Origin of the sequence: Pseudomonas sp. StFLB209 (assembly GCF_000829415.1) — a bacterium.
Taxonomy (GTDB): domain Bacteria; phylum Pseudomonadota; class Gammaproteobacteria; order Pseudomonadales; family Pseudomonadaceae; genus Aquipseudomonas.
In genome coordinates, this window is the sequence record NZ_AP014637.1 from 1,908,193 (window position 1) to 1,928,565 (window position 20,373).

General features: G+C 55.5%; 18 protein-coding genes. 8 read left to right on the forward strand and 10 right to left on the reverse strand.

The annotated features are described in order from the left end of the window. Positions 1-7 precede the first annotated feature (7 nt). From PSCI_RS08875 to PSCI_RS08900, 6 genes are all read left to right on the forward strand, one after another. On the forward strand, positions 8-1,258 hold the full coding sequence (locus PSCI_RS08875) for a TolC family protein (protein WP_045494054.1): 1,251 nt from the start codon (positions 8-10) through the stop codon (positions 1,256-1,258). Further along, positions 1,255-2,715, forward strand: coding sequence for an efflux RND transporter periplasmic adaptor subunit (locus PSCI_RS08880; protein WP_045485391.1), 1,461 nt, complete (start codon positions 1,255-1,257; stop codon positions 2,713-2,715). Before PSCI_RS08875 ends, PSCI_RS08880 begins: the two co-directional genes overlap by 4 nt. Next, a complete protein-coding gene (locus PSCI_RS08885) occupies positions 2,712-5,870 on the forward strand; it encodes an efflux RND transporter permease subunit (RefSeq protein ID WP_045485392.1) in 3,159 nt (1,052 codons plus the stop codon). Before PSCI_RS08880 ends, PSCI_RS08885 begins: the two co-directional genes overlap by 4 nt. Continuing rightward, positions 5,867-6,220 (forward strand): copper-binding protein, encoded by a 354-nt coding sequence (locus PSCI_RS08890; RefSeq protein ID WP_023048565.1) that lies wholly within the window; start codon positions 5,867-5,869, stop codon positions 6,218-6,220. The genes PSCI_RS08885 and PSCI_RS08890 overlap by 4 nt, the downstream gene beginning before the upstream one ends. A gap of 160 nt (positions 6,221-6,380) precedes the next feature. Beyond that, positions 6,381-6,707 (forward strand): four-helix bundle copper-binding protein, encoded by a 327-nt coding sequence (locus PSCI_RS08895; protein WP_371263243.1) that lies wholly within the window; start codon positions 6,381-6,383, stop codon positions 6,705-6,707. 657 nt (positions 6,708-7,364) lie between these two features. Continuing rightward, a complete protein-coding gene (locus tag PSCI_RS08900; RefSeq protein WP_172439589.1) occupies positions 7,365-8,048 on the forward strand; it encodes a hypothetical protein in 684 nt (227 codons plus the stop codon). A 166-nt stretch (positions 8,049-8,214) separates the two neighbouring features. On the opposite strand, the gene PSCI_RS08905 is transcribed toward PSCI_RS08900, so the two are convergent. The 7 genes from PSCI_RS08905 to PSCI_RS08935 are packed head-to-tail and all read right to left on the reverse strand — an operon-like array spanning position 8,215 to position 13,257. Next, positions 8,215-8,757 carry an arsinothricin resistance N-acetyltransferase ArsN1 family B gene (locus PSCI_RS08905; RefSeq protein WP_045485395.1) on the reverse strand — a complete coding sequence of 181 codons (543 nt, stop codon included), beginning with the start codon at positions 8,755-8,757 and terminating at the stop codon, positions 8,215-8,217. Then, a complete protein-coding gene (locus PSCI_RS08910) occupies positions 8,750-9,832 on the reverse strand; it encodes an ArsO family NAD(P)H-dependent flavin-containing monooxygenase (protein ID WP_045485397.1) in 1,083 nt (360 codons plus the stop codon). The genes PSCI_RS08905 and PSCI_RS08910 overlap by 8 nt, the downstream gene beginning before the upstream one ends. A gap of 25 nt (positions 9,833-9,857) precedes the next feature. Beyond that, positions 9,858-10,361 (reverse strand): phosphatase domain-containing putative toxin, encoded by a 504-nt coding sequence (locus tag PSCI_RS08915; RefSeq protein ID WP_084709904.1) that lies wholly within the window; start codon positions 10,359-10,361, stop codon positions 9,858-9,860. A gap of 4 nt (positions 10,362-10,365) precedes the next feature. Further along, a complete protein-coding gene (gene arsH / locus PSCI_RS08920) occupies positions 10,366-11,079 on the reverse strand; it encodes an arsenical resistance protein ArsH (RefSeq protein WP_023048559.1) in 714 nt (237 codons plus the stop codon). 23 nt (positions 11,080-11,102) lie between these two features. Next, positions 11,103-11,573, reverse strand: coding sequence for an arsenate reductase ArsC (locus PSCI_RS08925; protein ID WP_045485401.1), 471 nt, complete (start codon positions 11,571-11,573; stop codon positions 11,103-11,105). Between the two features lie 14 nt (positions 11,574-11,587). Next, a complete protein-coding gene (locus PSCI_RS08930; protein WP_045485403.1) occupies positions 11,588-12,871 on the reverse strand; it encodes an arsenic transporter in 1,284 nt (427 codons plus the stop codon). A 29-nt stretch (positions 12,872-12,900) separates the two neighbouring features. Next, positions 12,901-13,257, reverse strand: coding sequence for a metalloregulator ArsR/SmtB family transcription factor (locus PSCI_RS08935; protein ID WP_045485405.1), 357 nt, complete (start codon positions 13,255-13,257; stop codon positions 12,901-12,903). Between the two features lie 177 nt (positions 13,258-13,434). Here PSCI_RS08935 and arsN2 point away from each other — a divergent pair, with 177 nt between their 5' ends. Together arsN2 and PSCI_RS29035 are read left to right on the forward strand one after the other, a co-directional pair. Then, positions 13,435-13,929 carry an arsenic resistance N-acetyltransferase ArsN2 gene (arsN2, locus tag PSCI_RS08940; protein ID WP_045485407.1) on the forward strand — a complete coding sequence of 165 codons (495 nt, stop codon included), beginning with the start codon at positions 13,435-13,437 and terminating at the stop codon, positions 13,927-13,929. Positions 13,930-14,557: 628 nt separating this feature from the next. Next, complete coding sequence (locus PSCI_RS29035; RefSeq protein ID WP_144403221.1) at positions 14,558-15,457, forward strand: hypothetical protein; 900 nt, start codon at positions 14,558-14,560, stop codon at positions 15,455-15,457. Here PSCI_RS29035 and PSCI_RS08945 read toward each other — a convergent pair. The 3 genes from PSCI_RS08945 to PSCI_RS08955 form a co-directional block, all read right to left on the reverse strand. Further along, on the reverse strand, positions 15,454-16,767 hold the full coding sequence (locus tag PSCI_RS08945) for an ATP-binding protein (RefSeq protein ID WP_045485408.1): 1,314 nt from the start codon (positions 16,765-16,767) through the stop codon (positions 15,454-15,456). The genes PSCI_RS29035 and PSCI_RS08945 overlap by 4 nt on opposite strands. Then, positions 16,764-18,611, reverse strand: coding sequence for a transposase (locus PSCI_RS29750; RefSeq protein ID WP_231906393.1), 1,848 nt, complete (start codon positions 18,609-18,611; stop codon positions 16,764-16,766). The genes PSCI_RS08945 and PSCI_RS29750 overlap by 4 nt, the downstream gene beginning before the upstream one ends. A 146-nt stretch (positions 18,612-18,757) precedes the next feature. Beyond that, positions 18,758-19,720: a hypothetical protein gene (locus PSCI_RS08955; protein ID WP_052483370.1), complete on the reverse strand. Its 963-nt coding sequence runs from the start codon at positions 19,718-19,720 to the stop codon at positions 18,758-18,760. Between the last annotated feature and the right edge of the window lie 653 nt (positions 19,721-20,373).

A 20,373-nucleotide genomic window follows, 5' to 3' on the forward strand; every position in this document is an offset into this window, starting at 1 on the left:
CATTCTCATGACTCCCCAACGTTTTCAGGGACGAACTTCCACTGCTGTCCTTTTCATACTGCTGCCGGCTGTCTCAGCACAGGCTGCATCGCTGTCGCTGGATGAAGCGCTGCAACTGGCTGAACGCAACGCTCCCTCTCTACAAGCCCTCCAGGAGCAGGCATCAGCTGCGCGCAACTTAGTCATTCCAGCGGGCGAACTACCCGATCCGCGCTTGAATCTTGGGGTACAAAACCTGCCGATTGAAGGCGCTGATCGCTGGAGCATGAACAGAGACTTCATGACCATGCAGGTGGTTGGCCTGTCCCAGGACGTACCGAACCGGGACAAGCGTAAAGCTCGCGTAGAGACAGCTCAGGCCACGGTCGAGCGAGCCGATGCTGAGGCGGTCTTCGAGCGCCTGAAGATTCGAGCGGCAACCGCGCAGGCTTGGGTTAATGCGTACACCGTGCAGCGAAAACTTGAACAGTTCGACGCTTTCTACAAAGAAAACCAGCTGCTGGCTTCTACGGTGCGGGCGCGCCTGGCCGGAGGCGCAGGCTCGACGGCCGATACGCTGGCTCCGAAACAGGAATTGGCGCAGTTGGACGAGCAGAAGGATGTTTTATTGAGTCAGGCAGCTCAAGCGCGATCCGCGCTGAAGCGCTGGATTGGGCAGGACGCCGAAGTAGGGGCGCCGACGTTCCCACTCTGGCCTGTAGACGCAGCTGAATACCTGCACTCCGTACATGCCCATCCGGAGCTCAATACCTACAACGCCATGACACGCGAGGCGCAAGCCCAGGTACACCAGGCCCAGGCAGAAAAGAAGTCGGATTGGTCTTGGGGGGTGGATTATCAGCGTCGTGGCCCGGACTTCAGCAACATGGTCAGCCTGCAAGTCAGCTTCCAGTTGCCGTTGTTCACCGGCTCCCGGCAAGACCCGATGATTGCGGCGCGACGCGCACAAGTTCGCCAGTTGGAGGATGAGCAGGATGCAGCCCTGCGCGAGCATCAAGCCCAGCTTGAAACAGACCTTGCCGAGTACCAACGTTTGCAGCGGGCGGTGCGGCGCAGTCGCGAGACGCTTCTACCTCTGGCCGAGGACAGGGTACGCCTCGCTCTGGCGGACTACCGCGCCGGTAAGTCGCCGTTGAGTGAAGTGCTGTCGGCACGTCGGCAACGCGTGGAAGCGCTGTTACAGGATGTGGATCTGCAAGGACAGTTGGCTGCAACAGCAGCGCGTCTGCATTTCGTATATGGAGAGGTGCGGGCATGAGGAATAGGTCGATTGGTTTGGTTGTGGCTGCTGCCCTTGCTATTGGAGCAGGCGCGGGCTTCTGGCTAGGAGGACGGGGCACGGTTACCCCATCGCAGCCAGTAGGTGAGCAAAAAGCGCTGTACTGGTACGACCCGATGTATCCCCAGCAGCATTTCCCGGCACCCGGAAAGTCGCCGTTCATGGACATGCCGCTCGTGCCCAAGTATTCAGACGAGACGGATGACAAGGGGCAGCCTGCGGTTCAGGTCTCGGCTGGGCTCCAGCAAAATCTCGGGATGCGATTGGCAACGGTGATGGCTGGCAGGCTTGAACGATCCCTGAGCGTGAGCGGCGTTCTGGCGTTCGACGAACGCGACTTCAGCGTGTTGCAGGCCCGTACTGGCGGTTACGTCGAACGCGTATATGGCCGGGCGGCGGGGGATATAGTTGCTAAAGGGGCTCCCCTAGCCGATGTGCTGACCCCGGAGTGGGCTGGTTTGCAGGAGGAATATCTGGCGTTGCGGCATTCCGGCGACGCTCAGCTGACGGCGGCGGCACGACAGCGGCTCCTGCTCTCCGGCATGCCGGTCTACCTGATCAACCGGGTCGCGAGCACTGGAAAGGTACAGCTCTCGGTCACACTTTCCGCGCCCACTGCCGGTGTCATCCAGGTTCTCGATCTGCGACCCGGCATGACGCTGACGCCGGGGACTACCTTGGCAAGGATCAACGGAGTGGCCAACGTCTGGCTGGAAGCCGCTGTGCCAGAAGCCCAGGCTCAAGGCCTGCGCGAAGGCCAGCCTGTGCAAGCGCAATTGCCAGCTTTCCCAGGCGATCCGGTACCGGGCAAGTTGACCGCGCTGTTGGCTGATGCCGATTTGCAAAGCCGCACGTTGCGCCTGCGTATCGAGTTGCCCAACCCGGATGGACGGCTTCGTCCTGGGATGACCGCTCAAGTGGCTCTCAATCCCGGCGTGTCTTCCGAGCAGAGCCTCTTGGTGCCTGCCGAGGCGGTCATACGCACCGGCAAGCGGGATCTGGTGATGCTGGCTGAAGAAGGTGGTCGCTTCCGACCGGTGGAAGTTGTGTTGGGTCAGGAGAGCAAGGGGCAAGTTGCGGTGTTGCAGGGCCTTCAGGCAGGTCAGCGCATCGTCGCGTCGGGGCAATTCCTACTGGACTCCGAAGCTAATTTGAAAGGCATCGAAGCGGCGACGGCGCAAGACGTTCAGCCAAAAGCGGGGCCCGCCTTACATGAAGCGAACGGCCGTATCGTGCAGATAGATGGAGCCCAGCTCACCGTTGACCATGGTCCCTTCCTCACCCTGGGTATGCCTGGGATGACCATGACCTTCCCGGTGGCTGATCAGTCGCTCCTTGATGGCCTCAAGGTCGGTGCACAGATTCGCTTTGGCATCCGCGAACGCGACGAGGGCATGGTGGTTGAGCAGATCAAAGTGTTGGAGGGCCAACCATGATTGCCAAACTGATCCGCTGGTCGGTAGGCAACCGGGTACTGGTGCTGCTCGCTACGCTGTTTCTGGTGGCATGGGGCTTCGTCTCGGTGCGCAGTCTGCCAATCGACGCCTTGCCCGACCTGTCGGATGTACAGGTGATCATCCGCACGTCCTACCCAGGTCAGGCTCCTCAGATCGTTGAGAATCAGGTGACCTATCCGCTGACCACCACAATGCTCTCGGTTCCGGAGGCCAAAACGGTACGCGGCTTCTCCGCCTTCGGTGACAGCTTCGTCTACGTGCTGTTCGAGGACGGCACCGATCTGTATTGGGCGCGCTCTCGGGTTCTTGAGTACCTGAGCCAGGCACAATCGCGATTACCTGCGGCAGCCAAGCCGGTACTCGGACCGGACGCCACCGGAGTCGGGTGGATTTATCAGTATGCGCTGGTCGATCGCAACGGTGGCCATGACCTGTCGCAACTGCGCAGCCTGCAGGACTGGTTCCTGCGCTATGAGCTCAAGACCCTGCCGGATGTCGCTGAGGTGGCCACCATCGGCGGTATGGTCAAGCAATACCAAGTCCTCCTCGATCCGCTTCGCATGGCCAGCCTCGGTATCACCCAAGCTGAGGTGATAGAGGCTATAGGTAAGGCCAACCAGGAGACCGGCGGTGGTGTGCTGGAGCAAGGCGAAGCAGAATTCATGGTTCGTGCGGCCGGCTACCTAGGATCGCTGGACGATTTCAGAGCGATCCCTCTGCGACTGGCTACCAAGGGCGTGCCGGTGAACTTAGGCGATGTCGCTACGGTGCAGATAGGTCCGGAAGCCCGCAGAGGCATAGGTGAACTGGACGGCCTCGGTGAAGCCGTAGGTGGAGTGGTTATCCTGCGCAGCGGCAAGAATGCTCGTGAGGCCATCGCGCACGTCAAGGCCAAGCTCGAAACCCTGAAGAAAGGCCTGCCTGCCGGGGTGGAGCTTGTCACCGTCTACGACCGCAGCCAGCTGATCGACCGTGCTGTGGAGAACCTCAGTCACAAACTGGTCGAGGAGTTTGTGGTAGTGGCGTTGGTATGCGCAGCGTTTCTCTGGCACCTGCGCTCGTCGCTCGTGGCCATCGTGTCGCTGCCCGTGGGAATCCTGATTGCGCTGATCGTTATGCGTCATCAGGGTATCAACGCCAACATCATGTCGCTTGGCGGAATCGCTATTGCCATCGGTGCAATGGTGGACGCTGCCGTGGTCATGATCGAGAACGCCCACAAACGTGTAGAGGCCTGGCATGCCCAGCATCCTGGTCAACCTTTGCGGGGCGAAGCGCATTGGAACGTAATGACGGAGGCGGCCGTCGAGGTTGGACCAGCGCTGTTCTTCAGCCTCATGATCATCACGCTCTCGTTCATCCCGGTGTTCACGCTGCAAGCCCAGGAGGGCCGCCTCTTTGCCCCCCTGGCCTTTACCAAGACCTACGCGATGGCAGCGGCGGCTGCGCTATCGGTGACCCTGATACCGGTGCTGATGGGGTACTGGATCAGAGGGCCACTGCCTGCGGAACAGCGCAACCCGCTCAACCGGGGCCTCATCCGGCTGTATCGTCCGGCATTGGAGGTCGTCCTGCGCCGGCCCTTGCTTACCCTCGCTGGAGCATTGCTCATCCTGCTCAGCAGTCTGTGGCCCTTGAACCATCTGGGTGGCGAGTTTCTTCCCCCACTTGATGAAGGTGATCTGCTCTACATGCCTTCAGCCTTGCCTGGACTCTCCGCGCAGAAAGCTTCAGAGCTGTTGCAGCGAACGGATCGCTTGATTCGTACAGTCCCCGAGGTAGCCAGCGTCTTTGGTAAGGCCGGCCGCGCCGAATCGGCCACTGACCCTGCACCGCTTGAGATGTTCGAGACCACCGTGCGGCTCAAGCCCAAGAGTGAATGGCGTCCAGGTATGACCACTGAGAAGCTAATCGAAGAGCTTGACCGTATCGTGCGTGTGCCTGGGCTCACCAATATCTGGATTCCGCCTATCCGCAATCGGATTGACATGCTGGCCACCGGCATCAAGAGTCCGATCGGCGTCAAGGTTGCCGGCAGCGATCTGAACCAGATAGACCGGGCTACCCTTGCTGTGGAGCGGGCAGCGAAAAAGGTGCCTGGAGTGACTTCGGCCCTGGCAGAGCGTTTGACTGGCGGTCGCTACATTGATTTGGACATCGACCGCCATGCCGCTGCGCGTTATGGCCTGAACATTACCGACGTACAGGCTATTGTCGCCGGTGCCATAGGTGGCGAAACCATTGGGGAAACGGTTGAAGGGTTAGCTCGCTATCCCATTAGCGTGCGCTATCCACGTGAATGGCGTGATTCCGTGGAGGCGTTGCGTCAGCTGCCAATCTACACGTCGCAGGGGGGCCAGCTGACGCTTGGCACCGTGGCCCGCATACGTATTGCCGATGGCCCGCCCATGCTCAAGAGCGAAAATGCTCGCCCCTCGGGCTGGGTGTACGTCGATGTGCGCGGCAGAGACCTATCGTCTGTTGTGGCAGACCTGCGGCAGGTGATCGACACCGAGGTAAAGCTAGATCCGGGCATGAGCTTGAGTTACTCCGGGCAGTTCGAATATTTGGAGCGCGCTAACGCACGCCTGGCCTGGGTGGTGCCGGCGACGCTGGCCATCATCTTCGTGCTGCTCTACCTGACTTTTGGGCGCCTCGGTGAGGCGCTACTCATCATGGGCACGCTACCGTTCGCGCTAACCGGAGGCGTTTGGCTGCTGTACCTGCTGGGCTACAACCTGTCGGTGGCCACAGGCGTTGGTTTCATTGCCTTGGCCGGCGTAGCTGCGGAGTTTGGGGTGATCATGCTCATTTACCTGAATAACGCTTGGGCTGAGCGTCAGGCCAGTGGCGAAACCACACGAGCAGCGCTGCTCGGCGCAATCCGTGAGGGTGCGGTGCAGCGCATCAGACCCAAGGCAATGACCGTGGCGGTCATCGTTGCAGGCCTGCTGCCCATCCTCTGGAGCAGCGGTACCGGCAGCGAGGTCATGAGTCGCATCGCGGTGCCCGTGGTCGGCGGCATGCTAACCGCTCCGTTGCTCTCCCTGTTTGTAATACCTGCGGCGTACTGGCTGATCCGTCGCCGCGAACTTACTGTCACTACCCCCACCCCCTCAGGAGAAAACCAATGAAAAAGCTAATCGTCATCGCAGCCCTGGTCACAGCTTTCGCCGCCAGTGTGCATGCCCAGGACATGGATGGTATGGACATGAAGAACATGCCAGCTTCCGCCGAAGGAGGCCAAGGCACCCAGGCGGCACCCACCGCGCATGCTGAAGGGGCAATAAAGGCGCTGGATCCTCAAAGCGGAAAAATCACATTGGCCCACGGCCCGGTAGCAGAGCTCAAATGGCCGGCGATGACCATGGGTTTCCATGCTGAGCCTGCACAGCTGAAGGGCTTGAACGTAGGAGACAAGGTGAAATTTGGGTTCCGTATGGAAGGAAGCGTCGCGAAGATCGTGAGCATTCATAAGCAGTGATGTTCAAGCCTTAAATGATCGGGCACGCCTTCACACCGAGAGGATTCGGACAAGCTTACAGAAATGTCATCAATCTTCAGGACCCCGTCAGGTCGAACGCTACGTACCGTCATGAGACGGTGCACTGGCATCAAATCGACCCGATACCGGAGATATGACCATGAACAGTCGCTTTGAAGAATGCATCTCGGAATGCCTGCGCTGTGCGCTGGCCTGTGAAGGCTGTGCGTCAGCCTGCCTACAAGAACAAGATGTAAAAATGATGGCTGACTGCATCAAGCTGGACAGAGATTGCGCAGATATGTGCAACCTTGCGGCTACCTTGATGGCACGAGAAAGCATGCTAGCCAAAGAGCTTTGTGCCCTATGCGCCAAAATTTGCCGGGCCTGCGGGGAGGAGTGCGGTAAGCATAAGGCAGACCACTGTCAGCAATGCGCCCAGGCCTGCATGACCTGCGCAGAATCCTGCGAAGCAATGGCTGCGTAAGCGAATTTCGCCAAACCTCCGTCTGCTTTCCATGCGCCTGATTAAGGATTTGGGTACGTCGATAATCGTCGTGCTTAGGGAGGCGGGTAGACCGCTGATGGACATGCGCTCTGGCAGAGCCTAGCTTGGGCAGCTAGCAAACCAGAGGCGCTGCGATCTGATAGCAAAGAAGCCCGCCTCAGCGGCGGGCTATCAGATGTCTCCAAGGGGAGGCTGTAGGCCAACAAGTCTCGGAGCAAGCACTTGTAGGATACGCCTGTTGGCTCACGCCCACCAGCCAGCTTCGGCGGAAGCGAATGGTCCTACGTTCTGACGGCCGGCATTGGAAGCGGCTTGGTGATGGCCACGTCGATTTGCAGGGCGATCCGCCAAGACAAAGCCGGCTGATTATCCCCAAGCGGTATACCCTCAGGAAGAGTCAAAGGCAAAGCTAGGGATGAATCTAGCGGGTACCCACATTTGAGGGCAGAATCACCAGCTTCGCCTACAGTGCATTGGGTTGAGGGGAAAGGTGTGGGAGCAGAGCTAGATCGGGTAAAGGATCGCAAAAGGAGCAGAGCGTTAATCGAAGACCTCTACCTCGACGCGAACCGAGTTTACGTAATTCACTACTCCTGCGAATCGTTTTATGAAAATGATACGGGGGAGTCGAAACGTGTGACATCCATCGCCACACGGAACCTAAAAACCGGCCAAACCAAATCGTGGTCCATCCATAAAGAAGCAGAGCTCAGCAAACAGCTCTCCAGCATGCAAGCAGAGCTCAATAAATTCGAAAAGTCGATGCTGAAAGGCTTTTTCCAATGGCTTGATAAGCACAAGGATTGTCGGTTCCTGCATTGGAACATGCGAGACGAAAATTTCGGGTTCTTTGCGCTTGAGCATCGCTTTCGGGTGCTTGGGGGCAAACCCGTAGAGCTGCCGGATGACAAGAAGGTTGACCTTGCGCGTGAGCTGGTTGCGTTATATGGAAGAAACTATGCCCCGCATGCCGATAGCAGGGGAAGGAAAGGCAGGATCATGGCATTGGCTGAACTCAATAATGCCAGCGACCAAGACGCACTGCCCGGCGCTGATGAGGCTGCCGCCTTTGTGAACGCTGAGTACATAAAAATGCATCAATCGACCCTAAGGAAGCTCGATATGTTTGCGAACTTCTTCGAGCGTACACATGAAAAGTCCTTGAAGACAAAATCCAAATGGTACGAGCGGAACGGGGTACATCCTGTTGTGTTAATTGAAATCGTCAAAGACCACCCGATCTACACGACAGTTATCGTACTGAGCGGCCTTGCCATTGCCGCTGTCAATTTCAGCCGTTTCTTGGCGCTTTTCAACTAGCCCCCTGTAGTGCAAGCACCATTTCACCAATCTTTGGGCATCATTATTAGGTTTGGAGGTGTCTACAAAACTGGGACGATTCAGGTTTACTCACATGCGTTGGAGGATTAGTGCTGTCGCAGTCAGCAACGGCGCGGGCTGGGACGCTCTAGCGTGGCATTCGGGTTTAGGATACGAAGCTCATTGGAGCCTCGGGTCGAAGGCCGTCGTCACCGAACTCAAACCGCCAATACCCCACATCATGCCAAGCATCGAGCTTGAATCCGACCTGCGGAAACGTACCGATGTGCTGAAAACCGAGTCGTTCGTGCAGCCCGACACTGCCTTCATTCGGCAAGGCGATACCGGCATACGCCGAGCGATATCCCAGACGCTTCAGAACCGGCAGCAGCACGTCATAGAGCTGCCGAGCAGTTCCGCTGCGGCGCTGCCCCTCGGCGACATACACCGTCACATCCACCGCCCACCGGTACGCCGCACGCGCCCGGTGCTGACTGGCGTAGGCATAGCCGACTACCCGTCCTTCTCGCACAGCCACCAGATACGGATAGGTTTGCAGCGTCGTGGAGATACGCTCACACATTTGCTCCACGCTCGGCACTGCCTCTTCGAATGAGATGGCCGTGTTGAGTACGATGGGCGCGTAGATGAGCTGGATCTCTTCTGCATCCTCTGGTCTGGCGACACGAATTTCGATTCCGCTATGCATCCGACTGCTCCAAGCTGTTCAGGTGTTCGACTACTTCGTTGACCGTGCTACGCGCGGTACGGGTGACGCCAATCAACGTCGCCGAGGCCAAGCCGGTCCAGCCGCCATATCCGACCAGCCAGAGGCGCGGCTCGCGAATAGAACGCCCCCCATCAACCTCGACCTTTCCGTAGTCATCCAGCACGTCCAGTGCCTTAAGGTGATCCAGTGCCGGCCGGAATCCAGTACACCAGACCACCGCATCGACCTGGGTTTTCTCACCGTTGGGCCAGACGACCCCATCCGACGTGAATGAGGTGAAAGGCCTTACAGCACGAAGGGCCCCGCGCTCGCGAGCTCGGACTACTGAGGGCACCATGACGATATCACCAAGCCCACCGACCTGTGCGTCGATAGCACGGCCCTCCTTTTGAGCCTTGAGGCGCTCGGTAGCCCGTTCGAACAGCACCCGGCCATCCACGTCATCAGGCAGAAACGCCGGCTCCTCCGTGGTTACCCACATTGCGTCGGTGACCTCGGACAGCTCCGCATAAATTTGCGCCCCCGAGTTGCCACCACCAACGACCAGCACGCGCTTTCCTTGGAAAGCCTCTGGTGACTGGTAATGGGCGGAGTGAATCTGCTGTCCCTGGAACAGCTCTATCCCCGGATAGGCCGGAACATTGGGCTTGCTCCAGGTCCCCGTTGCGCTGATGACGGCACGGGCTTCCCAGTTGCGGTCCTTCGAGCGCACACGAAGACCACGTGCGGTCCGCTCCACCGCCGTGATGCTGACGGGGCGAACGATAGGAAACCCGTAGCGCGCCTCGTACTGCTCCAGGTAGCTGACCACGTGATCCCTATCAGGATTACCTTCGGTGACTGGCGGCATCGGCCAGCCCGCGATGGAGCTCCAAGCGGAGGGCGAGAACAGCGTCAGCGAGTCCCAGCCATGGCGCCACGCCCCGCCCGCAGCCTCTTCAGCGTCAAGCAGCAGGAACGAGAGCTTGGCCCGCTTGAGAAAATAGGCCACCGTCAGCGCGGACTGCCCGCCGCCAATCACGATGACATCGAGTAGCTCGCCTTCGGTGGCCATGGTTTCTCCTGTCTGGCTGGAGCGCTCAGCCTTCGCCGAACTGGTTGATGTAGTTGATGTGCGCAGGCTTCTGAATCGCCCGTGGGCGAAGATCCTGCACCCAGGCGATCGCCTCGCGGCGCGGCATTCCGGACTCGATCAGCAGACGGGCAGCGAACAGCCCGGTGCGGCCGGAGCCGCCCTTGCAGTGGATGGCCAGGGCCTTGTTGGATGCGAGCAAAGCGTTCAACTGGTGGCGGATCTCTCCCAGCCCGACCTCGAAGTTTTTATCCGGAGCATGATCATCCTTGATCGGCAGTTGGTACCACTCCAACCCATGCTGCTTGACCGCGACGCCAAGCTGGGCAACTCCGTTTTCCTGAAGCTCTGCGTCCGACATCAGCGTAACCAGCGCCACGGCACCGGCCTGCTTGAGCGTATCCAGGCTTTCAGCGAGACCGCTGGTCTGGGTGCCCGGACAAGGCGTAAAAATCAGCACACCCGGAGCATGGGGCAACGATTTCAATGAGTAAGGATGCGACATGCTCATGACCTCAGATAGACCGAATATTGACTCGTTTGGATAGTTCCTCCGCCGACTCTTTGCGCTCGGAGTAGCGGTCTACCAAATAATCCTGGCGATCACGCAGCAGCAGCGTGAACTTGGTCAGTTCCTCCATCACGTCGACCAGCCGATCGTAGAAAGAAGACGGCTTCATGCGCCCGGCTTCATCGAACTCCAGGAAGGCTTTCGGCACCGACGACTGGTTCGGGATGGTAAACATACGCATCCAGCGGCCAAGCACGCGCAGTTGGTTCACCACGTTAAAGGACTGGGAGCCGCCACATACCTGCATCACCGCGAGGGTCTTGCCCTGGGTCGGGCGAACGGCGCCCATGGCCAGCGGTACCCAATCGATCTGCGCCTTGAAGACAGCACTCATTGAGCCGTGACGCTCGGGCGAGCACCACACCTGGCCCTCGGACCATTGCATCAGCTCGCGGAGTTCCAGCACCTTCTCGTGAGAGTCCGGAGCGTCATCCGGCAGCGGTAGGCCGGAAGGATCAAAGATTCGGGTTTCGGCGCCGAACTCTTCCAGCAGGCGCGCAGCCTCCTGGACCATCAAGCGGCTGAATGAGCGTTCGCGGGTCGATCCGTACAGCAGCAAGATGCGCGGTTTGTGTGTGGAAGGATCCTTCGGCGCCAGCCGCTCCAGCGACGGCAGATCAATCAGTTCTGGTTGGACATTTGGCAGGTGGTCGTTCATTTCGGTCTCCATTGATCCAGGGCCTACAGCGCGCCGATGCGGGCAAGTTCGGCTTTCAGTTGGTCCTGGCTCAGTTGCGAGAGAGGCAGCGCAATGAAGGCACGCACGCGCTCATTGATCTTCGCAAGTGTGGTTTGGAAGGCATCTTCGACTTCTGCCTCACTCCCGGTGACCGCCGAAGGGTCGGCCAGGCCCCAGTGGGCTTTGAGCGATGGACCGAAGAAGATCGGGCAGGCTTCGCCGGCAGCGCGGTCGCACACGGTGACAACGATGTCGGGAGGAGAGCTCTCGAAGGCATCCGAGGCCTTGCTTGAAAGACCAGCGGTGGGGATGCAGGCGGCCTCCAAGGTTTTCAGTGCCCGCTCATTGACCTTGCCGCTTGGGAAGCTGCCCGAGCTCACAGCTTCCATACCTTCGGGGGCCAGGTGATTGAACAGCGCCTCGGACAGGATGCTGCGGCAGCTGTTGTGGGTGCACATGAACAAGACTTTCATCAAGTATCTCCGGTTCAAAAGCTCAGGCGGATGGCCAATGCGGCCAAGGTGGCAAGCAGGATCGGCAGCGTCAGGACGATGCCGGTGCGGAAGTAATAACCCCAGGTGATGACGATGTTCTTGCGGGCCAGCACGTGCAGCCACAGCAAGGTGGCTAGGCTGCCGATGGGGGTGATTTTCGGACCGAGGTCACAGCCGATGACGTTGGCGTAGATCATGGCCTCGCGCACGACACCGGTAGCCTCGGCGGAATGGATCGACAAGGCCCCGACCAGCACAGTGGGCATGTTGTTCATGACCGACGACAAGCCAGCAGCGAGCAGCCCCGTCCCGAGGGATGCGCCCCAGATCCCGTAGCCGGCGAAAACATTGAGGATCTGCGTCAGGTATTCGGTGAGGCCCGCGTTACGCAGGCCATAGACCACGAGGTACATGCCAAGCGAGAACACCACGACCTGCCAAGGCGCGTCCTTGAGTACCTTGCGGGTAGATATCACGTGCCCACGGGCGGCGATTAGGTAGAGGATCAGCGCACAGGCAGCAGCGATGGCGCTGATCGGAACGCCCAGCGGCTCGATGGCGAAGAAGCCAACCAGCAACAGCGCAAGCACCCACCAGCCGGCAACGAACGTCGCCTTGTCGCGGATAGCGGCTTCGGGAGCCTTCAGTTGGTCGAGTTCATAGGTACGCGGCAGGTCCTTGCGGAAGAACCACAGCAGCATTCCCAGGGTGGCGGCGATGCTTACCAGGTTCACCGGCACCATGACCGAGGCGTACTCGCTGAAGCCAATGCCAAAGTAATCGGCGGAAACGATGTTCACCAGGTTGGACACCACCAGCGGCAAGCTTGCGGTATCGGCGATGAAACCCGCCGCCATGACGAATGCCAGCGTCGCTGCCGGGGAAAAGCGCAAGGCCAGCAGCATGGCGATGACGATCGGAGTCAGGATCAGTGCCGCACCGTCGTTGGCGAACAACGCCGAGACGGCGGCGCCCAGCAGGATGATGAAGGCAAACAGCTTGCGGCTGCTGCCCTTGCCCCAGCGCGCCACGTGCAATGCCGCCCACTCGAAGAAGCCCGCCTCATCCAGCAGCAGGCTGATGATGATGACGGCGATGAAGGTGGCGGTAGCGTTCCAGACGATCTGCCAGACCACGGGGATATCGGACAAGCTCACGACGCCCGCCAGCAGCGCCACGACGGCCCCCAGTGCGGCACTCCAGCCCACACCCAGGCCTTTGGGCTGCCAGATGACGAGAACGATCGTCACCAGGAAAATCATAAATGCGATCAGCATGACTACAACTCAATCAGCGAAGGGAAGTCTCAAGCACAAGCAACAGGGTTCTGCGGCCGCTCGCCCATTTCGGCAAGGCGCAATGCATCGGGGCTCAACCATTCCTGGTTGGCATCGACCACTCCCTTCAGCATCGCGTCCACCCACTGAGGCAGTTCGGGGTGCAGTCGGTAATACACCCATTGACCCTTGCGGCGATCCATCAGGATTCCAGCCTCGCGCAACTGGGCAAGATGACGGGAAATCTTCGGCTGGCTCAGCTCCAGCGCGTGGGTAAGTTCGCAGACACAGAGTTCGCCTTCACGGGCGATCAGCAGGGTCATCCGGGCCCGGGTGTCATCAGCCAGGCATTTGAAAACGATGGGGGGAGTCAGTGGTTCCCGCATGTGACCTCCTGGGGAATGCGTTTGCGGCCAATATCTGAAAATTCGAATATATGCCGATTCAAATATACGGTAAAGCAGATATTTACAATCGCCGCGCCATACGGGATGTCATAAAACTGGAAATAGCCCGCGTTCTGGGCCCTATACTGGCCGTCGATACCATCCCCAGAGTCCCCAATGAACCAGTCTGATATCTCTGTTCGTTTGCTCGGTACCGATCAAATCCAACGACTGGCTGCGCATCTGATTGCAGCGGGCTTGCCGACCCATGACCTGTTGCAGCCCGACCGAATGTTCTATTCCTTTCACCGTGGAGAAACGGAGCTGGGATACGGGGGCATTGAAGGAAGTGGTCGGACTCGTCTGATCCGCTCAATGGTTGTCGTACCGGCCCAGCGTAAGTCAGGGATCGGTACCCAGCTGCTCAAAGCACTTGAGCGAATAGCGGAAGCTGACGGAGCCCGGAGCCTTCACCTGCTGACCACTACAGCACCCGACTTCTTCGAGGCTCGGGGATATGAGCACAGAGACCGATCTCAAGCCCCAAAGGCAATTTCCAGTTCGGAGGAGTTCAAGAGCCTTTGTCCGACCTCTGCGGTCTATATGGTGAAGGAGCTTGGCGACATGAACTCGGTGTCACCTCAGGGAACTCGCCTCCACGAACTTCACTGAGTCCTGCGGCGCCCGGAAGATGGCGAGCCCTGGGTTGACCCGTCATGATTGAGCGACTTCATGAGTGAGGATACAGGCGTATCCTTGGACGGTTTTAAACCTGCCTGGTAGCGGAAAACAGTCAGTCTGGTTGGCGCGTCTGCGCTCGGAAAAGTAGCAACCCCCCCCAAGATGTATCTCAGAGAAATCCATGCCCAACCCAACGATTTGTAGGGGGCTCCCAGCCAGGAGCGCTCGCACCGGTTACCACGCCCCTAAAAGATACCATCATAATTTTTTTGGGGTTTTAGCACGGGGTCCTTCCTGTGATTTTTCTCTGGCTGAACCTTTGCTGTGACAACCCTTATTGTTGTGACAACCTTTATTAAACGAAAAAGCCCGAGAAATTTTGAAAAATTTTGCTTTGTGACAACCTTTATTTTTGCTTTCCTAGAAGCAGCCTCCTCGCTAGGCCGCGAAATGCAAGAGACTTTGTGACAAAGTTTATTAATCGGCAACACTATTGTGATCTCAAATAATTAAGTCTGTCTCGAAATAAATAAGTCAGTCTCGCTTGGAGGCTTAATGGGCTCCAAGCGATGTGACATACCTCGCCTCTCTCGTGCTTTGACACCCCTGGTGCGCCACCTTGCTGCTGACCATCCAACCGCAAGAGTCCCTACGTTCCTTTGTGGAAAGGCATTTCTTTGTCGATCCACGCTCACCCGAGTCGGTTGAGTTCAAGAAAATCTCTAGATACTACATGCGGGGAGAATCTATTGGATTTATCGCTGATATGATTGGAAGGTCTGATACTTACGGATTTAACCGCCTGCTTCACGACCACACAAGTTATTCCCAAGTGGCAGTTTTCCCGGATTCCAGCCAAATCAGCTACGCCCGATATAAATATCAAAGAAGTTCGACAAGATTCGAAACCGAGAGTCAGCTGGCTGGGGTTTGCCTCGACTGTCTAAAAGAAGATATTGATACACTTGGTTTCCCTTACTGGAGGCGTGACCATAGATATGTCGACGTATGCGCGAAGCACAACACCGTAATTTGTAGAAAATGTCCCGTTTGCGGTCGTAATATCGCTGGTCACGGTTCGGGATATGGTCACGAACTATTATGGGAAGGATGTAGAGGCCGATATTTCCATGAATATGAATCAGAGAAAAATCTTGACGAAAGACAATTAGCATTCGCAAAGATCTTTGCTGAGATCGGTGAGTCAGAAATCGCCAGTGACCTTGAATCTGTACTCATACATCTTACAAATGACGTCACATCATCGTGTATTGCCGGGAAAATATCCAAAGACCGTCTGAGCGCAATCCATTGGTACTTAGCAGCCTCTAGAAGAATATCAGATACAAGAAATAACTATCGCCCCGACATCATGTACAGCCGAGGTATTATAGACGCTATAGCAATCGTACATGGGAGCTTCAAAGCACTTCTCGATAATTTGCGTAGTAAAGGTATAAGCTTGCGAAGCATTGATGAGCTCATGCGTTTAGAGCACCCGGATCGTTCCAGGTATTAGTCGTCTTGATTATTATCAAAAAAATTAGTGAAGGCGTTCCCCAAGTCATCACTCGTTGGTTTTCCTAGAGGCTTTCGTTTAGGGCGCTTCGGGGCTTGAGCCTTCATGTCGGTATCCAGCTTCAGGCTTTTGTGCGTTTCACGTTCTTCAGCCGTAAGCGCACATTTGAAAGCGGCTTGTGCGACACGGTTATCACGTTCCGTCCTTATGAATTGCACTACATTTGACCGAGTGGGAGTGCCGAATGGGCATAGAAGGTCGTACCTCTTGGTTTTCTGTTTAATTGCGATGCGCTCCAGTTCTTCTACATCTATTCTGTATGAATAATAAGCACTAGATATATAGGCAGCATGAATGTCTCCTAATTCAATATAGTTGCGATTTTGCGAGCGAGCCTGAACATACGCTTGCACAATCAGGTGGATGGCTGCGCGTTTTAGCCCATAAGTTCCACGATAGATTTCATGTGAAAAAACCTTTCGCTCGGAACGTACACGACCAGCGCTAGCAGCAATACATGCATCTATAAAATCAGCCCAGACTGTAGACTCTGGAGCATCCGGCCACATCACTCTTGGTTGTGCTACCAAGCGTTGAGTATCTTCCTGATTACGCTGGAGCAGCTTATGTCCCAGACTGAAATTCGATACATATACCATAGGCAAGCCGATACCGGACATGGTCAGAAGGAAGTCGGTTGTTAAAGCTACACCTTTCCCTGGCGTTAAATGCTGCATTTCCTCAAGTATCGCCAGTGAGATACCACGCATGTTTGCCTGCTGCTGTGCTCTAGATTGGAGACTTGCTGCATTTTCACGGGTCGTCGGCTCGATGCCGAGGAAATCTGCCAGGAGTTGCTTGCCGGATGACTTGCCCTTTGCGCTGGCGTACCAGTGGGACTCCGCTGTTAGAGACGTCATACAATGATCTATCTTGAACTCTGCGGGGCCGGGCAGTGCACGAAGAAGCGCTTCGATGGTCGCCGATTTACCTACGCCGGCTAAGCCAGTTAGGCAGATTGGAAACGTTTCGACTGGAGTTGGATAGTACATTTCTTTGACAAATACTTGTTCTGATGTTGATCGTAGAGCCGAGTGTGCCGCTGCTTTTCCGACCAGCTCTGCGATCAGCTCAAGACTGAATTGATTTGGTAGAAAAATTCGCCGTAGCGTCATTTCTAAGAAATGCGCAGCTAACATAGGGGGCAGATGATCGATGTCGCCGACGGGTTCTGGACGAATCGTTACCTTTTTTCGAATATGCTCGATGTCTAACAAACCGTCGAATCTTGTTCGCATTATTTCGATCATGCTTTGTCACCCACCAGTCGTCTTTGATCATCCAAGTCCCGCTGCGTTTCTGCACTCTTTTTTGGACGTCCCAATTTCCTTACGCCGGCGTGCCAAGACTTACCAGTGTCCTTTTCAAATTCCTGATAATGGTGCTGATCAATGGCTACCTTTTCGTTCCGGCGTTTTGCTTGAGCTAGGAGCCGTGATTGGTTGATGAACTGAAGATCTTCCAGGGAAATATCCTCGCTGCCAACTCTTGTGCTTGCGGAAAGAACGAAATTTAGCTCGTAGAGCTTACCTTCAACCTCAATCCATATGTGACGTACGCACATCGTCATGCTGTATGCTTCAACTTTAATAGATCGGCCGGATCCAACACGGTCAAATATTCCGGTATTAGTTAATTCTTTAGAGTTATATTTTCGACCCAAAAAATATACTCCTCGTTGCTTTATTACCGTAGTCATGGGTGTTAAAAATGCCCTGACAGCTTGGTCGAAGGGCATTCTGATACCATGGTTGCGGCCTAAAGCATCGTGATATTTCCACACATTCAGCGGGGTTGGAGAGAAACCTGCCAGCCACATATCCTCATCCATCCGGTCGCTTGCATCGGAGTTTTCGTTGTCCTTTATAGCTCGCCGAATTTCTCTACGAGCCATCTCAACGAGATTTAGACCGCTATGAACGTACGCTGCCTCATCGTTCAGCTGTTTGTCCCTCGGGTGTGAAGACTCAACCGTCGCTTTTGATTGACCAGAGTGCGTAGGCGTAATTTCCAAACGGGCTAGCCAGTCCTTGGCATCAGACACATTCATGTGTACTGCGGGTCCTCTGTCAAAGATCATTTGACTTGAAAGACCTTCACATGGCCACTCTTCCAACTCTATGGAAATGCCAAAAAGTTCGCAGAATTTGACTTTCCCAATTGCTAAACAAAATAACGCCATTCGATACGCCTCCAGGCTCTCCCTGCCTCTCGCGAATCCTAATGCTGCAATTGCTCCTGATAGCTTACAAGCGACTCGAACCACGCAAAATGAATCCAGTGGCGCTCCTTCTATGATTCCTGAAATTTTTTCGCTCGGATAATAGCCATCAAATTCCAGCTGCTGGTTTAGATTGCCAATCATCTGCGCAAAAGTTCCGATGTCGCCAGATTTTGCCCGTGCAGCGCTTGGTCCTTTCATTTCAATTGCAAGGGCTGCCGGCTGTGTTTGCTTTTTCACCCAATTCCAGAATTGAGTGAAACTTGGAAAAGGATCACCTGTAGGGTGATAGAACTCTTTTCCCGTTGATCCTTCGCGAATACGGCAACCAAACGTCTTTCTCAGTGAGTCTCCGTAGATATCGTCCTTGGTTTTATCCACCCGTTTATGTTTTAAGAATCCATCCAGAATCTTTACTTTCATGTCAGATGTTACGGGATACCCGTGATTTTTCCCCTTGCCTGAAGGGCGGCCCATTTTTTTACAATTTTCTTCCTTCCTGGGCGACTTTCCGCAGGGCTCATAGCGGGGCATTAACGCCCATTTCGTCTGCCCGAACACCAGATATGTGAAGAACCACAGCCTTATTCGCACAGTATTCTGCGTCTTCTTTGTAGCTCTAGCGTGAGCATTGATGATTAGTTCAGGATCCTCTGAGGCCAATATTTCAGCTCTTTTAGGAATCAGCTCAGCGATGTACATGAGGCGCTGATCAACCATTTCCTCATACGATCGTTTCGCGCTAACTCGTCTGCTTTCGCGCCATTTGGTTTCTACCCCTGCGCTATCCTCCAGCCACGGCGGATAATCGTGGCTGCCTATCTCTACGATCTCACCGTCTTCTAGTGCCGCCTCGAAGCGTATGCGGGTCATCGTGAGCAGCTTGGCGGAGGACCCTTTTTCGTCGAACTCAACCATCCGGACACGGTTACAGCTCTCGTCGCTGATGAGAAAGTAGTAATCGTGTCCTTTGACAAGCTCACCGCACCCCTCCGGCGCGGTGAGCCGAGATCCCGCCATCATAGATCGGCTTCCGAAAAGAAACCGCGATAGTGATCGATGACTTCGCACTGAGCCCGTTCAAGTGGTTGGTCAATTTGTATGTATTGAAACAGATCTACTGGCAGCGCTCGACTCCAGATATCCTGATATATCCGTGCAATGAATTGATCTCGATGCCCCCACTTTTTACCATACGCGATAGCAGCGGGCGCCAAAGCACGACCGCTATCAAAATCCTTTATCAGTTCAGCGCTAAAGTCCTCTAGCAATTGAGTATCGAGCGTCATAGGACGATCATGTAAACCGAACATCTGATCCAAGTTGGCCATGACAATAGGGTCTATATCGTCGAGTGAAAGATTTACTGTTCTTATACCAGCACTTGAATAATATGTTTCTTCGAGTTTGAGGCGTAAATTAGCACGCTCTTTATCTTTCCTTCGGGCCTCTAAGGACTTCAATTTTGAACGCCGTTTTTCCATGAAATCATACTTAGACAGCTTAATATTCCAGTTTAGAGCGTACGGTGTGATTCCCGGATAATTTAGATAGACGAGTAAATCCCCTATGTAGGGGTAGGCAGACCACTGGCGTTCGCCACTTGATGTCGTGATCACAACCCGTGCATGCTCCATTCCTATCTTCTTTGCTGCGGCGAGCGTGCCCTCCACTGGATTTAGGCTCGTGCCCATAGTCAATGGATGGCCGTGCAGCGGGTGAACATGTGGCATCGGATGAAGGATTTTCTGCTCATGAATTTCAAACACAGCAGGGTTGAACAATGCCAACTGCGCGAACACGCGCTCAGGAATGGACATCAGGTGAAGCGTTCGGCCGAGCCGCCGGCTGTTTAGACGACAGACGCGAGAAATCTTAGGGGCCTCGCCTGGCACGGCAAAAATCGCGGGAACGTACTGATCCCCCCAGTGGAAACTTCCCTGACGATCTTTGATCCGTTTTAGAGTTTTTTCAGAAATCATTGTTGTCCACACTCCGGCTACCTAAATTAAGAGGTGGCCATGCATGAGTTCGGCATACGACAGACGTACGCACCCGGCCAAGTGCTTTTTCAGACACCCGGTTTACGTTTCTAGGGGCGAGGGGAGACAGCAGGGCTTGACGCCCCGCGTACGCGGATAGACAATGATTGTGTCAGGGGTCCAATCTTGACACAGGGGCTTGGTGTAAAATCCAAGCCCTTGTCTATTCTGGGTCTCCACAAACCGCGGCTAGCCAGAATTAATCATATTTTTACCTCGTACCTTTCTAAACTACGTATTGAGCTGGGTCGTAAGGCTTTGCAGCCTCAGCTACTTGGCAAATACTAATTACCAATATTCAGTCTTACCACGTTCTGTTAGATCAATCCTCGATTAATCCTATGCCCATCACCGCGCATAGTAACGCTATGAAAGCGCTATTGACAACTCAAAAAATATTGTGACAAGCGTACACAAGATTCCGGTCTATCATCGTAGCTGTTTGATATACAAAAGCTTTTCTAAACCATGTGTGCAAAAGGTCTAATTTCTGCATCCGTGGATAACTTTAGAGTTATCCACACCCCTAGGTTTGTTGAATATCTACGCTTACGCTTATTTCTAATAACACTATCCACAATTACTATTGAGCT

What these genes read in the sequence shown, in the direction of transcription:
- arsH (WP_023048559.1), bottom strand. Translation starts at nt 11,079, where the DNA reads ATGAACGACCACCTGCCAAATGTCCAACCAGAACTGATTGATCTGCCG.
- PSCI_RS08925 (WP_045485401.1), bottom strand. Translation starts at nt 11,573, where the DNA reads ATGAAAGTCTTGTTCATGTGCACCCACAACAGCTGCCGCAGCATCCTG.
- arsN2 (WP_045485407.1), top strand. Translation starts at nt 13,435, where the DNA reads ATGAACCAGTCTGATATCTCTGTTCGTTTGCTCGGTACCGATCAAATC.
- PSCI_RS29750 (WP_231906393.1), bottom strand. Translation starts at nt 18,611, where the DNA reads ATGACCCGCATACGCTTCGAGGCGGCACTAGAAGACGGTGAGATCGTA.
- PSCI_RS08880 (WP_045485391.1), top strand. Translation starts at nt 1,255, where the DNA reads ATGAGGAATAGGTCGATTGGTTTGGTTGTGGCTGCTGCCCTTGCTATT.
- PSCI_RS08910 (WP_045485397.1), bottom strand. Translation starts at nt 9,832, where the DNA reads ATGGCCACCGAAGGCGAGCTACTCGATGTCATCGTGATTGGCGGCGGG.
- PSCI_RS08930 (WP_045485403.1), bottom strand. Translation starts at nt 12,871, where the DNA reads ATGCTGATCGCATTTATGATTTTCCTGGTGACGATCGTTCTCGTCATC.
- PSCI_RS08875 (WP_045494054.1), top strand. Translation starts at nt 8, where the DNA reads ATGACTCCCCAACGTTTTCAGGGACGAACTTCCACTGCTGTCCTTTTC.
- PSCI_RS08890 (WP_023048565.1), top strand. Translation starts at nt 5,867, where the DNA reads ATGAAAAAGCTAATCGTCATCGCAGCCCTGGTCACAGCTTTCGCCGCC.
- PSCI_RS08885 (WP_045485392.1), top strand. Translation starts at nt 2,712, where the DNA reads ATGATTGCCAAACTGATCCGCTGGTCGGTAGGCAACCGGGTACTGGTG.
- PSCI_RS08955 (WP_052483370.1), bottom strand. Translation starts at nt 19,720, where the DNA reads ATGATTTCTGAAAAAACTCTAAAACGGATCAAAGATCGTCAGGGAAGT.
- PSCI_RS08905 (WP_045485395.1), bottom strand. Translation starts at nt 8,757, where the DNA reads ATGCATAGCGGAATCGAAATTCGTGTCGCCAGACCAGAGGATGCAGAA.
- PSCI_RS08945 (WP_045485408.1), bottom strand. Translation starts at nt 16,767, where the DNA reads ATGATCGAAATAATGCGAACAAGATTCGACGGTTTGTTAGACATCGAG.
- PSCI_RS08895 (WP_371263243.1), top strand. Translation starts at nt 6,381, where the DNA reads ATGAACAGTCGCTTTGAAGAATGCATCTCGGAATGCCTGCGCTGTGCG.
- PSCI_RS08915 (WP_084709904.1), bottom strand. Translation starts at nt 10,361, where the DNA reads ATGAGCATGTCGCATCCTTACTCATTGAAATCGTTGCCCCATGCTCCG.
- PSCI_RS08935 (WP_045485405.1), bottom strand. Translation starts at nt 13,257, where the DNA reads ATGCGGGAACCACTGACTCCCCCCATCGTTTTCAAATGCCTGGCTGAT.